This window comes from Bartonella sp. TT121SHDZB (genome assembly GCF_042193415.1).
Taxonomy (GTDB): domain Bacteria; phylum Pseudomonadota; class Alphaproteobacteria; order Rhizobiales; family Rhizobiaceae; genus Bartonella.
Window position 1 is genome coordinate 67230 of sequence record NZ_JBHILR010000008.1, and the last position, 14673, is coordinate 81902.

At 36.6% G+C, this 14673-nt stretch carries 5 protein-coding genes and 3 pseudogenes; 4 read left to right on the plus strand and 4 right to left on the minus strand.

Features of this window, described 5'->3' with window-relative positions; genetic code table 11:
* Window positions 1-73: 73 nt before the first annotated feature.
* From ACFIKI_RS06220 to ACFIKI_RS06230, 3 genes are all read right to left on the minus strand, one after another.
* Window positions 74-1984 (minus strand): autotransporter outer membrane beta-barrel domain-containing protein, encoded by a 1911-nt coding sequence (locus ACFIKI_RS06220; RefSeq protein WP_375666350.1) that lies wholly within the window; start codon window positions 1982-1984, stop codon window positions 74-76.
* 145 nt (window positions 1985-2129) lie between these two features.
* Entirely contained in the window at window positions 2130-4553 is a 2424-nt protein-coding gene (locus ACFIKI_RS06225; protein ID WP_375666351.1) for an autotransporter outer membrane beta-barrel domain-containing protein, read from the minus strand.
* A 542-nt stretch (window positions 4554-5095) separates the two neighbouring features.
* Window positions 5096-7549, minus strand: a complete 2454-nt coding sequence (locus ACFIKI_RS06230; protein WP_375666352.1) for an autotransporter outer membrane beta-barrel domain-containing protein — start codon at window positions 7547-7549, stop codon at window positions 5096-5098.
* A 508-nt stretch (window positions 7550-8057) separates the two neighbouring features.
* Here ACFIKI_RS06230 and ACFIKI_RS06235 point away from each other — a divergent pair.
* Complete coding sequence (locus ACFIKI_RS06235) at window positions 8058-8246, plus strand: hypothetical protein (RefSeq protein WP_375666354.1); 189 nt, start codon at window positions 8058-8060, stop codon at window positions 8244-8246.
* Between the two features lie 1513 nt (window positions 8247-9759).
* Here ACFIKI_RS06235 and ACFIKI_RS06240 read toward each other — a convergent pair.
* Entirely contained in the window at window positions 9760-13191 is a 3432-nt protein-coding gene (locus ACFIKI_RS06240; RefSeq protein WP_375666356.1) for an autotransporter outer membrane beta-barrel domain-containing protein, read from the minus strand.
* A 380-nt stretch (window positions 13192-13571) separates the two neighbouring features.
* On the opposite strand from ACFIKI_RS06240, the pseudogene ACFIKI_RS06245 reads away from it, so the two are divergent.
* The 3 pseudogenes from ACFIKI_RS06245 to ACFIKI_RS06255 form a co-directional block, all read left to right on the plus strand.
* A pseudogene (locus ACFIKI_RS06245) lies at window positions 13572-13960 on the plus strand (DUF4815 domain-containing protein); the annotation flags it as partial.
* Window positions 13961-13964: 4 nt separating this feature from the next.
* Window positions 13965-14592: pseudogene (locus tag ACFIKI_RS06250) on the plus strand (phage tail tape measure protein); the annotation flags it as partial.
* Window positions 14591-14673: pseudogene (locus ACFIKI_RS06255) on the plus strand (late control protein); the annotation flags it as partial. The pseudogenes ACFIKI_RS06250 and ACFIKI_RS06255, both read left to right, overlap by 2 nt.

Sequence of the window (14673 nt, forward strand, 5' to 3'; positions counted from 1 at the left end):
ATGTTTCTTTTGTAAGAGACAAAATGAAACATAATGGGGTTTTTTTATATTTCAAGATAAGGTATAAGTGTTTTTAAAAGTGATAGCGTATTCCAGCGGAAATATTTATTCCAGATATGCCAACTTTTTTGAATTTATGTTGATAGCTGAGATCACTATGAAGCTGAATATTTTGTGATAAGTGTGCATGAATACCAAAACCACCTTCGATTAAAGATCCCATAGCTGCAAGCTGAAAATTTTTACTAAAAGTTTTGATCATGTTCAATTTGCCGTAGAAAGAAACAGCATGGCCTTTGTTTTGCGTTAAACGTCCGCCAATACGGAGCAGCCATTGATGAGGATTACTTATGTTTATTTTAGAGTTATCCTTATCTGAGAAAGAACCAAGCATGAGACGCTGATAAACAAGTTGTGCTTGCGGTTCTAGTATGACACCTTCCAAACTGGTTAACAGTTTTTGTCCAACAGTTGCAGCGGCTCCTAATGTTTTTCTATTATTTCTTTTTAGGGTATGTTTGGTGCTATCTGCAGCAATATTTTCTTTGAAAATTCCACAAGAGAGAAATGCATTTGCATAGATGCCACTGTCATGCTGAATATTTCCATATGCAGAGAGGGACCATTTATCAAGCATATTCTTAAGAGAGCTTTTTTTGTTTTCAGGAGCAAAAGATAATTTCCCATATGTTCCGAAAAGACCAAAATTGGTGCTGATATTTTGATCTTCTAGCGCTATTAATATTGCACCTGCTTGCAACGCAGCATAGCGAATATTTGCACGAATATTGGCTTGAACGCTGGAAGAAAACGTGCTCTTATTGCTATAAGAGGATAAGAAAACGCCTCTCTCTTGATGGTTTTTGGGTTCAAACATTGTTATTTGCATATTGTCTAACAAGATATTTTGATTGTTAACATCAGCACCCCCCACAGCAAACATCGCGATAGGCATGGTTAAAGAACTTTCTCCTTGTGGTGTAAGAGTTGTTCTTTTTTTTGTCGCATCAAGAGAAGTAGAAGTTGCGGTTGCTTTATTATCATCATCTGTAAGTTTAGAGGTGCTCTCTGTAGCAGTGGTAGCGGTATTTTCAACCTTTGAGAGCAATTTCATATGCGCTTTTGCGGATGTAGCGGATGTAAGAGTGGTTTTCGAGGCTGAGGGAGTAGTGTTCGTTTTAGGATCAGTATCAGATTGCGAATTTTCATTTATTTTAAGCTGTGTAATTCCATGATATGCTCTTGTGAATGAATTGTCCTTGGGAGGAGGGGATGTTTCTTCTTTTCTCTCTACGTTGGTTATTCCATCCGTGTTCAAAGTCTCTAATACCGCTTTGCGTAAAGCATCAGAAAGTTCTTTGTTTTGCCCTTGTAAGGCATTATCCACTTGTGCTGCTTTATGTAATATTCCTGCTGTATTTTGCAGTTTGTGCCAATCACGATTGTCTTGGCTTACCCATTGTTGGTGTGCAGCATTAACACGCCGTTGATTATCAGCTTCAAGGATTGCTGCCGCCTTTACGGCATCGGAAACTGCTTTGTCGTAGCCACGTAATAAATTCCCTGCCTTTATCAACCGGTTTTGTCGTAAGTGATCAAGCAGTGCATTGGCCTTCATCATGTGTTGCATATCCAGATGATGATATTTAGCCATAATATTATCTACAGTATTATCCACAGAGCTATAGCGTCCATTTGAGAATTGTTTATTGACAGATCTTAAATACTCTTCGAGCATCTTCTTAACAGACGAATTATCTTCCATCATGGCGCCAGAGGCGATCTTCTCAAGATTCTTTTCTGCTTGTGTTGGTGTGTTTATTAAATCAATGGCATGGCGATATTGTTGAGGTAATTTGATAATTTCTTCAAGGGCATGGCGTTCCTGGGTGCTTAGACCAGAGGCGGTACTTGTAGATGTGAAGCTGAAAGAAGAAAAAAACAAAGCACAGGCAGCTGTACATAACAAAAGATTTCTATGCATAGAAATGTTCCTTAAGATATTTTTTTGTTTTGCTAAAAATAAACCACTTTTTGACACATTACGGTTTTTTGTAATGTAGTAAAATATAAACAGCACTGTTTACATTTCAGTGCTGCCTATGTGTTAAAAGGGAAAGCTAAGATTTCTAAAAACGATAACGCATTCCACCGGAAAAATTAATTCCAGAGATTCCAGCTTTTTGAAGTTTATGTTGGTAATTAACGTCAGCATGGAGTGCGATGTTTTTGGAAAGTTGTGCGTTAATACCAAGTCCACCTTCAAGGGAAGAGCCCATGGAATCGAGATAGAAAGGTTCAATAACATCGATAGTACTCTTCTCACCAAAAGCTTTGATGACGTTCAATTTACCATAAAAAGAAAGCACACGATCTTTTTCAATGGGAAGCATTGTTTTCATTAAACGCCCTCCGATACGGACCAACCATTGATGGGGGGTATTTATATTAACCTGGAAGCCATCGATATCTGAAAGAGTGCCAAAGGCAATATGTTGATAAATAAGTTGCACTTGTGGCTCAAAGGATAACCCTTCAACACCGGTCGCTAGTCTTTGTCCAATGGTAGCCGATATATTTAATGTATCCGTATTGTTTAATTCTGTGGTATTGCCGATAAGGGCTGTTGTAATATGTCCATTAAAAATGCCGTAAGAGAAAAGTGCATTAACATAGAGACCATTGTCATGGTGGAGGTTACCATAGGCTGTAAAGGACCATTTATCCAATATGCTTTTGTCAGAACCTTCCATATCCTTTGGTGTAAAAGCGAGCTTTCCATATGTGCCTAAAAGACCAAAATTTACGGTCATGTTTTGATTTTCTAACGTTGCTAGTGTCATGCCTGCTTGTAAAGCAGCATAACGAACATCCGCACCATAACCATATTCCAATGAACTACGGCTGGAAGATACTGTGACCTTGTTGCCATAAGTCGATAAGAAGAACCCTTTCTTTTTATAACCTTCTAATCCGAAAACTGCTGAATGCATATTATCTAACAGTGTATTTTGATTACTTACATCAGCTAATCCAGTTGAGAATAGTGCGTTACTCATCACCAAATAGCTTGCCATTTGAGGAACAAGAGCTTTGATTTTCCCTTCATTATCGAGAGTTGCACTTTGCAAGCGGAAATCCCAGAAATTTTCATTTTCTTCTAAGAGAGTTTGATCATTACTTTCTTTTCTAAGGGATGATGCACCGGTATTTTGTGCATCTTTCTCTTTTGATTCTTGTGATGTTTCGCTTAAATGACTTTGTGCACTATCGGCTTTCCCACGGCTGGAGGTTGGTCCATAGCCATTGAGTGTATATTTATAAGGTAAGCCCCCCATTGTGGTATAGCCATGAGCAAGTTTGAAGGAATCTTCATTTGCTTGTCCAGATACTTGAATGAGTGAGAGCCCACGCACATTCAAAGGAATCGAACTTTCTGATTCTTCATTGGATGATTCTGCATGCTTTGAAAGATTATTGAAATAGATCTTTGTGGTACCTGAGACATCACCACGAACGAGAAGAAGATCAGTTTTTTGTTGTTCTTTTGCAAGACCATCACTCCATTCGGTATTAAAGTAAATTCTCGCGTTGCCTGTTACATTGTAAACCATTGCTGCATCGGAGCTTCTGTTTTGCTCTGCTTTTTGTGGAAGTCTGCCTACATTTAAGGTTTGATAATGGTTTTCTACTAAATCATGGGGGGCATTAAATATGATAGAGCTGTTATTAAGATTTAGAATTGAAACAACAGATTGTGCTCGTTGTTTAATGTCAATGAGTTTGTACGAATGAGATGTGCTGTATTCATCTTCTACTTCAAATGGACTAATTTTTAAGTACCACTTACTGCCATTGTTCAGAGTAAAAATCGTCGTATTTTGAGTAAAGGTTTTTACTTTTCCTTCTATAATTGAATTATCAGCGGTTAATGTAAGAGTCTTAGGCTTACTATCCTCCGGTACACTTTTATTCTTCAACAACATATCAGCACGAATTTCTGAATTTTTAAGAAAAACTTCAGCAACAGATTTCGAGGAGTACGGTCCCGCAATACCAATACCATCTGTCATCAAAAGTTTTGTATTGGTAAGAATTGCCTTATTGACGACCTGTTCTCCTTCTTTTACGTAAGAATCCGAGATGTAGTCAAAACGAATACCATAATTTTTATGATGTCCTGCGACGTTTATGATTGAATTTTCAACATGGATTGTCCCATTAGCAATTTCTAAACCATGCGTTCCTGCTTTTCCCACAATTTCTTTAGCATGAATGCGTCCACCTGTGGCTGCAGAAAGCAAAACGCCATTGGAACGCATTGTTGAGTTTTTAATGATAATAAAGGCTTTGTCATCTGCGACTACTGCATTATAGTTACTGCGGACAAAAACATTTTTAAAGATTTTTTCTTCTCCTGCCTTATCCGCACGAACCATGCTCATTATAGAAGGTTGTGTATTTGCATAAGTTGAACCGAAATGAGAAAAAATGAAAGTTCCAGCAATTGTACATAACAAAAGATTTTTCTTATAAATAGATTTCTTACACATAGATATACCTTTAGTATTGGGATATGCCTTTAGTCTTGATATGTCTTTGATGCTTACTTCATTCCCCTGATGGCGCAAGTACTTTACCGGTGTTTATATCATTATGTTTTTCATGTAAAGAACAAAACAAATTATATTATGGTGTTCTCTATAGTTTGAAGATTTGTTTTTGGAACACATTTTGAGCTGGTAATGTAGATCAGTGAAAAAATATTTCAAAAAACATAGATTTAGTAATTCATGTTCAAAAAATGCTATGAATTCATATTTATCAAATAGAGCTCATTATCATGAGAGTTTTTTTAGAATTGAGATGAAAGATATGTTATTACGCTTGTAAAAAATTTTGAATAGATTTTTTCTGTATAAAGAATAAGGCATTCATTATGCTGTTTAAATATAACTAAAAAAGTCCAAATATTTCTTTTTTGATAAATACTTAATAATTTTTCAACGGATAGCACTTTTTGTGATTTATAAAACTTAAGCAGCGCTGCTTATATTTCAGCGCTGCTTATATTTTAAAATATGATCAGAGATTCTTAAAAGCGGTAACGTATTCCACCAGAAACATTTATTCCAGATATACCTGCTTTTTGAAGTTTCTGTTGATAATTAACATCAGCATGAAAAGCGATATTTTGTGATAATTGTGCATTCACACCAAGCCCACCTTCAACGGCAGCTCCCATAGAATCAAAATGGAACGTATCCCCAATCTGTATGGTGGTATTGTTAGAAAAAGCTTTAACAATATTCAATTTACCATAGACAGAGAAAATACCACTTTCTTTAGTAGGAAGCGTTGTTTGCGTTAAGCGTCCACCAACACGCACCAACCATTGATGAGGATTGCCCATATTCACATCAAAACCATCAACATCTGAGAGTATGCCAAGCATAAGACATTGATAAACAAATTGGGCTTGTGGTTCAAAGGTTAATCCTTTCATACTGGTTTCGAATTTTCGTCCAATGGTTGCTGATGTACTGAATGTATCAGCGTCAGTTAATTCTGCCGTCTTTCCTATAAGAGCTGTGGTGATATTTCCTTTGAGAATTCCATAAGAGAAGAGCGCATTGATGTAGAAGCCATTATTATGGTGGAAGCTACCATATGCTGTAAGAGACCATTTATCGAGTGTACTCTTATCAGCACCTTCCATATCTTTTGGAGTGAAGGACAATTTCCCATATGTACCCAAAAGCCCCCAATTCATGGCGATGTTTTGTTCTTCTAGTGCTGCTAATGTAACGCCTGCTTGTAAGGCAGCATAGTGAATATCAGCACCATAGCCATATTGCAATGGAGTGCGGTTAGAGGATAGTGTCATCTTATTACCATAAGAAGATAAGAAGAGCCCTTTATTTTTATGATTTTTTGTTTCCAAGGCTGTTTTCCGCATACTGTCTAATAATGTATGTTGATTGCTTACATCAGAAAGTCCTGTGGAGAACACCGCGTTAGACATCACCAAATAGCTTGCTACTTGAGGAACAAGGGCTCTGATCTTTCCTTCATTATCAAGTGTGGCACTTTGCAAGCGGAAATCCCAGAAATCTTCACTTTGTGCATTTCTTTCATTTTTTGAAACCCCTTCAAGAGCATTCCCGTTTATAACATAGCTTGTGTGGTCTTTAAGGGTATTTTCTTTTGATTCTTGAGATATATCTCCCAAGAGTCTTTGTGTGCTCTCTGCTTTTCCACGGCTTGAGGTTGATCCATAAGCGTTGAGTGTATATTGATAAGGCAATCCTGCCATTGTGACGTAGCCATTTGCCAGTTTGAAGGATGATTCACTTGCTTCTCCAGATACTTGAATGAGTGAAATTCCTCGTATGTTTAAGGGGAGGGAATCTTCAGTCTCTGATTTTCCACTGTTTGAAAGATTATTAAAATGAATTGTTGTGCTTCCTGAGACATTTCCATGAACAAGAAGGCGGTCAGTTTTTTGTTGTTCTGTTTCTAAACCATTACTCCACTCGGTATTGAAATACAACCTTGCATCACCTGTTGCATAATAGGCTGTTTCTACAGTAGGAACCATATTGTCTCGTGATGTATAAACTTCAGCGGTTCGCCCTACACTCAAAATTTGATACTGCCCCTTTCCCAAAGCAGATGTTACATTAGCAAACGGTGCGTTAAATATAATAGAGCTATTATTAAGGTTCAGTACTGAAACAGTAGAAAGCGCTCGTTGTTTAAGGTCACTGAGATCGAAACTAAAAGTATTAAAATCAGTATCTGAGTCTTCTTGACTGATCTTTAAGTACCATTTGCTGTTGTTGAGCAGAGAAAGAGTCGTTGTATTTATTTTTAAGGTTCTTGCTCTTCCTTCTAGAATGGAATTGTCAGCGGTTAATGTAAGAGAGACAGGAAGAGTATCACCGTCATGATATTTACGTCTAGTTTTATTTCTCAATAAAACATCAGCCCGAATCTCCGAATCTTTAAGAAAAATTTCAGCAACAGATTTTGAACCATAAGGACCCCGAATACCGACACCATCTTTCACAAGAAGTTTGCTCTTAGTAAGACTAATCTTATTGATAACATTTTCACCCTCTTCTACGTCCTTCTTTGGGGTTTCATAAAGAACGATACCGCCCCCTCCACCTCCTTGAACGGTTATCATTGAATCTTCAATATTGATTATACCGTTTTTAGTTTCTAAACCTTTGTATATTGAATTTGCATCAATTTTTTTAGCGTGAACTTGTCCACCTTTTGATACGGAAAAAGCAGCTGATTCTGTGTGTATTGTTGAGTTTGTAATTGTGGCAATCGCTTTTTCAGTCGCAGACACTCCAATCTTCTTGTTGCGGATAAAAACATTATCAAGAGTCTCTTTTTTTCCTTTATCCAGATTAAACTCATTAATAATTTCAGGAGGTTGTGTATTTGCATAAGTTGAACCGAAATGAAAAAAAATGAAAGTTCCAGCAATTGTACATAACAAAAGATTTTTCTTATAAATATATTTCTTACACATAGATATACCTTTAGTATTGGGATATGCCTTTAGTAATTGGTATGCTTTGATGCTTACTTCATTCCCCTGATGGCGCAAGTACCCAATCGACATTTATATCATTATGTTTTTATTGTAAACAACAAAACAAATTATATTATGGTGTTCTTTATAATTTGAATTTTTGCTTCAGAAAAGCTTTTTTCGTGAGTATGAAAAGCAGTGAAAAATAGAGTGCATAAAACTTAGCTGGGTAAGTTTATACTAAAAACACTATGAAGCGTGATATTTAAAAGAAGAACGATATTTAAAAATTATTTATTAAGGATAATCATTATCAAAGCTCTATAATATTGAGATGGAAGATATTGTTTTATGCACTCACCAAAATTGCAGCAGATTTTCTCTGATGTGGAGGAAAAATCAAGGGTGTGGAAAAAAATAAAGAACGATATTCACGGGCTTTCTTTAAAGAGACCTTTCTTAAGGCACCAAAGTCTATTTCGCGACGGTGTTCATGAATGCTATAATGGTAAAGTCATTAAGTCTCATCACTTTTACGCTTAATATCAATGAACAAGCCGGTACCAATACACCTTTGCCAGCTCAAAATGTTGCCAGACAGCTCTTAGTACTTGAATTGGAGGCGGTTCATTCCATAGGTATTTTTAGGACTTTCTACTATAATTTTGACTCCACACGCCATCCTCGCTTGTGACGTGCAAAAAAATTTGTTTGATTCAACATGGAACAGGTTTGAAATGAAAGAATCCTACGATATTGGGGACTCTCATTCTACATGCAAAATAAATAACGATCTTTATAAATCAATATATTATCGTTTGTGGTACGATGTAGGCTAGTTTTGTGCTAGAACCAGCGTTAAGAAATGCCTTGAGTAAGCAAAAATCTTAGAATCTTCCATTCTTATCATTAAATAGGTTTTGCTCAATATTAGTTTTTCTATGGTTTGATTCTAGTTCAGAGTTAGTCAGCGTGTATTTATAAGATAAATCATTTCTTATGGTATAGTCATTGGATAAGCTTAAAAGAGTCTTCTGTCATTTTCCCAGAGGCTTATATAAGCAAAAGTCTACCAATATTTAAAGGATTAGAAGTATTTTCTACAATACTTCTCTCTTTTAAATCACTTTAAGGCTACAGTTAATATGAGAACCCGTTCCTTAATAGTTTATGCCATTCAGTCATTCGATTACGCTGTTAGCTCTCTTAAGTTTTACAGCAGCAGGAGTATTTTTAGAAACAGCAGGCGATCTATCATTTCCATTTTCTCGTTATTGTTAAATGTTCGTTGATGATTTTTTACCATCATCTCATCAGTCTCATTGGATATGTTTTCTTTTTGCACCAGAAGCTTCAAGGAACTTAGCTTCTACATTATGGGATGGGCAAAAATAAGTAAAGTTATTACAGCTGCCGTGTAGCATAGAATATTTTTTAGTTAAAAATATTTATCATCCTCTCTTTGTAACTTAAAAATGATAATAACTCATTTTATCTCTCAATATAATAACTTATAATGTTAAATTTATAGGTTAATTATTTATATAAGAATACTATGTTTTCAAATTAAATTTGAAATGAAAAATGATTTAAAGATATTACTATTTTATAAAATTGAATAGTTTTACGACTTAACCCATTATTAGAGAAATAGAGTTGTTCGTTGAGAAATAGGGAAAACAGAAAAACTAAGTACTGCTTTCACAATATCATCTTAAGATTGATAGCATCATATTGCACTTTAAAAAACACCCACATCATACTGATTTTGGTAATTTTCCTATAGTTTTATTTTCTTTAAGTAAGTGAGATGAGCTTTGTATGAGAGGGATGCGTGTTCTCAAAACTGTTTGCCTAAAAACAGTACATGGAAATGTAAATGAATCCTTATAGGTGCTGTTAAGCTAATTGATTGAGCAAACAGGAGGGCAAGCATAGCAAGGGTATGAAAAAAGAGCTTCTTTTATCAATATCTTTTTCAATGTTGTTTTCTTTATATTGTCTAAAAATACACTTTGCTTAGCTTTATGGGCAAATTCAATAATGAAAAATGCTGCGCGGTTTGTGTGAAGAGGAGGGAAGGCGCTCGTTGAGGAGAAAAGAAAACATTTCAGAAGAAAATAGATTTCATATACAAAAAAGACAGCATTTTACACTGCCTTTTTTTAAATTGAATAGAATGAATAGACTACTTTTAAACCTTGTTTTTAAAATTGATAGCGTATTCCTCCTGAAAAGCTTGCACCACTTATACCAGTTTTTTGAAGCTTTTGTTGATAACTGACATCACCGTGAAGGAAGAGATTTTGAGACAGTTGTGCATTGATGCCAATGCCACCTTCAAGAGAAGTCCCTGTGGGACCAAGGTCAAAGTCTCTACCAATCTGGATGGTCCCATCGTTACCAAAGGTTTTGAGAAGATTTACTTTTCCATAGAAAGACATCGGACGGTTGTTTTCAGTGGAAATTGTTTTTGTCAAACGTCCGCCAATCCGTGCCAACCATTGGGAAGGATTTTTCATATCAATAGTAAGGTTATCAGCATCTTCAATGGTGTTGAACATCAAATGTTGATACACCAGTTGTGCTTGCGGTTCAAATGTTAAGCCTTCCATTCCAGTTGCAAATTGTTTACCGATAGTGGTAGAGATACTCAACATTTTAGCATTGTTCAACTTTGCGGTGTTTCCTCTGATGGCATTGGCGATATGCCCTTTTAAGATACCATAGGATAAAAGTGCATCAATATAGAAACCACTGTTGTGTTGTATACTGCCATAGGCTGTAAGGGCCCATTTATCCAGCGTGCTCTTGTCTGCATCTTCCATATCTTTTGGAGTAAAAGAAAGGCGTCCATAGGTTCCGCCCAGTCCCAGATGTGTTGTGGTGTTTTGCCCTTCTAAGGTTGCCAATGCAACACCGGCTTGGAGAGCAGCATAGCGAATATCAGCACCATAACCATATTCCAGAGGACCACGCTTGGAAGATAAGGTTGCTGTATTTCCATAGGTGTATAAGAAGAATGCATTCTTTATTCCTTCTTCTTTTCCTACGGTTGATATTCTCATACTGGCTAAAAACTCATCTTGTTTAGCTATATCGGTTAATCCAGTGTGAAAGAGGGCATTCGGCATGACGATATAACTTGCTGTTTGTGGAACAAGTTTTGGTACAAGGGCATGCCCGTTTGATTCAGGATCAGGATTTGAACCAGAATTGGAGCCAAGTAGCTCGGGCTGCAAACGGAAATCCCAGAAGTTTTCATTCTTTTCATCAAAGAGGTTTTGCGCAATATCGGCTTTGCCTTGGCTTGAGTCTGGTCCATAGGCACGCAGTGTATACATATCCGGTAAACCATCTCTTGTGGTATAGCCATTTACCAGTTTGAAAGAGTCTTCGGTTGCTTTTCCAGAAACTTGAATGAGTGAAAGACCACGTACATTAGGAGCAGCAGAGGTATTTGCTTGAACATTGTTCTTTTCTACGCGTCCTGTAACATAAACTGATGTGTTGCCAGAGACGTCTCCATTGATCAAAAGCCTATCGGTTTTTTGATCGGCGATTGTGGCACCATCACTCCATTGTGCGTTGAAGTAAATTTTTGCATCACCCGTTGCATTATAGACTTCTTGCGTGTCTGGTTTACCAGAACCTATATGCAATGTTTGGTAATGATCTTCTGTTGGTTTCTCAAAAACAATGGAGCTGTTATCGAGATTAAGCGTGGAAACATCAGAACGAGATTTTTGAGCGATATCAAGCAGATTGCCATCATCATCTTTTTCATTTTTGCTGATCTTCAATGTCCATGTTGTATTGTTTTTCAGATCAAAGTGTACATTTCTGTCTTTAGCAATATTTGCTCTGCCCTCTAGAGTAGACTGATCAGCGCTTAATGTGAAGGTGCCGTTGGAGATCGCTTTAACCTCTTTACCATTCCAATAATTATCGGTTCCCCAAGATTTTGGATTTTCGAAAATACCGTTTCCTAATAATACGTTGGCATGGATTTCTGAATTTTTGAGATTGACTGTACCGATTGACAAACCTGGAATATCTTCAATGTTTGTGTTAGTAAAACCTCCGATAAGAATTCCAATACCATTTTTAACGGAGAGGTTTGTGTTGGTTAAATTTATCTCACTACTTTGATGCTTTTGTGGATCATTTAAATAATCTGGATCAGAATTAGAGAGAGCTAAGAATTGCAAGCCAGCACTCTCTGCTGTTGCAGAAGTATCCAACAGATCAATATGTCCACCATTTATTACGGCTGATACAACTTTTTTTGCTTCTATTTTATTTTTCTTTATATTTTGTGGTATATCGGATTTGCTAGCTGGAACTTTGGGATTTGCATCAATAATGTTTTTTACCATCTTAATTGTGCCATCTTCATATGCTAAAAAACCAATGTCTACATTTTGAAAGGTTGTTTTACCTTTTAATTGAATTTCGCTATTGGGATTGTCTGCTGTTCCGCCGATAATTATTTTTGTGGATTGAGAGTTAATTGTTTTGTTACTAATTATCTCTAAATCTTCGCTAGAGATTTTTCCTCCTTTTTCTACATGAAGCCCATGCGTAACGTTTTTAATGGTTGTTTTACCTGTTAATATAATTTTGCTATTAGCGTTGCTGGCTTCTATGCAAGGGTACTCTATGGCAACATCTTCTTCTAAATCATTATCTCTAAGAGCAGTAATATTTAAATTTTCACTAAAGATTTTTCCCCCTTTTATTGCAGTAAGCCACATTTTTGTATTATCTGTTGTATCGCCATGCAATTCAATTATGCTGTCGGGTTCAGCAGCACTGATCATAATTTCGTTAGTGTTGTTTTTGAAATCAACATTTGTTAGGTTAATATGCCCACCTTTTATTGTAGTTAATGCTGCTGTTCCAGTTATAGATCCACCTGTCATGGTAATTGTGGATTGTGCACCATTTGCCAAGAGTCCATAGTTCATAGGATGAAGTTTATCATTATAAGATGATGTAATTTGAACATTGTTAGTTAAAGTAATAGTGCTGCCATTTGATGCATATATTGTTTTTTCTTCTGAATCAAATGATCCTCCTGAGATTGTTATTTGAGATTGATTATCTGCAAATATGCCTTTTTGAGCGTGTATCACTTTTACATTTTCTAAAGTGACTTGACTGTTTTTGTCTGCTATTACTCCGAAGAGTATTGGTAGTTGGTTTTCACCGCTTGATATTGTGATGTCTTGCAGTTTGTTTTCTTTACTATTACTGTTCAAGAAGTTCGCACCAGTTTCGAAAGCAGTAATAGTTCCTCCAATCATTTTCAGTGTAGCGCTATCTTTTGCTTCTAGACCGAGGAGGATGTCAGAATTCGTTTTCTTAATAGTTGTATTATTTTTCAATTCAATTACACTGTTATTACCTTCAGCCGTTACAACATAACTCCCTCGGTGTGCTTCATTTCCGGTGATTGTTAAATGGTTGCCGATGATTTGACCGCCTTTTAAGGTGTGAAGAGCTTCATAAGTGGCGTTTTTTACTTCTTTTTTCTCTCCAGAAACTTCAAGAAATTCAGCGTGCACGTTGATTTGAACATTAAATAGTATCATTGCTGCTGTTGCCATAGATGACAGGAGAGATTTTCTATACATTAGATATTTTCCTTAACTTATAAGCCCCACAGATTCCTCCCCCGCTTACAAGAAGGATATCAAATGAATGTTTTTTTCCATGAGGGCATAGATTATTTTGCTTTTTATGTAAAGTATAATAACAACCTTACATTAAAACACAGAATGTTTTATTATTTGTAATTAATACCAAGTTGTTGTTATTTTTATTTTAAATACAAAATTGAATTATTTATTATAATATTTAAAATACTATAGTTTATTTTTTAAATTTTTTTCTTAAAAGAATATCTTTGTTTTGAGGAATATTTGAGCGCTAAGCTTAGTTTAATTATGATTAAGAGAGAAAAAACAGAGAAAATACTGAAAAATCATAAAAGAGGGAATAATGGCGCTTGTATCGCTACACACAAACAGAAAAAACCATTGATCTTGGCACTTTTGACCTTGTTGACTGTTCTGATTTGCAAATACGCGCAGCCATTGAATTGCCTTCAAGCGATTGTTCTGTCATATTTGAAATTGAAAGAAACAATGGAATGGCACGGTTTATCAACTGCTTCCCTTTCAATTGCTCAGTCTTACTGAATATATCAGTGAAAAGGTAAAGCTTCGCGCTGTTCTCAAAGGCACCGAAAAGCTCTCACCTGTCTTGTTTGCTCCTGTTCAATTGATTGCGGGGAAGATCCATAAAGAAGCCATTTATGTCACCTGTGCTTTTGCTTTTGGCGAAAAGGCAAGGCTGACCAGTTATATCAAAATCTTTTTACTAGGCGGTGCAACCTTCACTCAGTGCAGCAACCATGTTTAAGCTCACCGCGCGGGAAACAGCAGCATTTGATACAGCGATGATTTCTGCTGGTATTGTTCCTGAGAGTGCTGCGCGTGGTTTTAATGCCATGAGTGCGCGCATTCAGGCAGGGGGCAAACATATTGAAGATGCTTTTGCCAATATTGGGCTTTCTCGCGAAAAATTCATGCAAGATCTGGAGAAAGATGCCACCGGCACCTTGGTACGCTTTTTTGATGTTTTAGCCAAATCTGAATAGGGCATGCGTTCGCTGATTGCCATTGCTGGGCGCGATTTTACCGGTGATTTTTCCAAATTGGTGGGCAATCCAGAATTGTTAGGGCAAGCTTTAGATTATGTGAAAGATCCACAAGTCTTTAAAGGTTTGGTAGAACAAGAAGCAGACAAACAAGCAACCGCGGTGCCATGCGGCAATTTGAACTCTTACAAAACCGTATTGTGGCTCTGGGCATCACCATTGGTGAAGTGCTTCTGCGCCCCCCCTCAACAGTTTGATGGAAAGTGTTGGCAATTTTACCAATGGGCTTATGGCGTGGGCGAATGCCCATCTAACTTTAACAAGCGCCATCATCAAAACCATTGCTGCCCTTATGGCTTTTAATATTGCTCTTTGATCACAAAACTGTTGGTGAGATTGTTGAGACACTTGCCAAACGCCATGGCTATCAAGCAAAGGTCAGTCCCCAATTTAC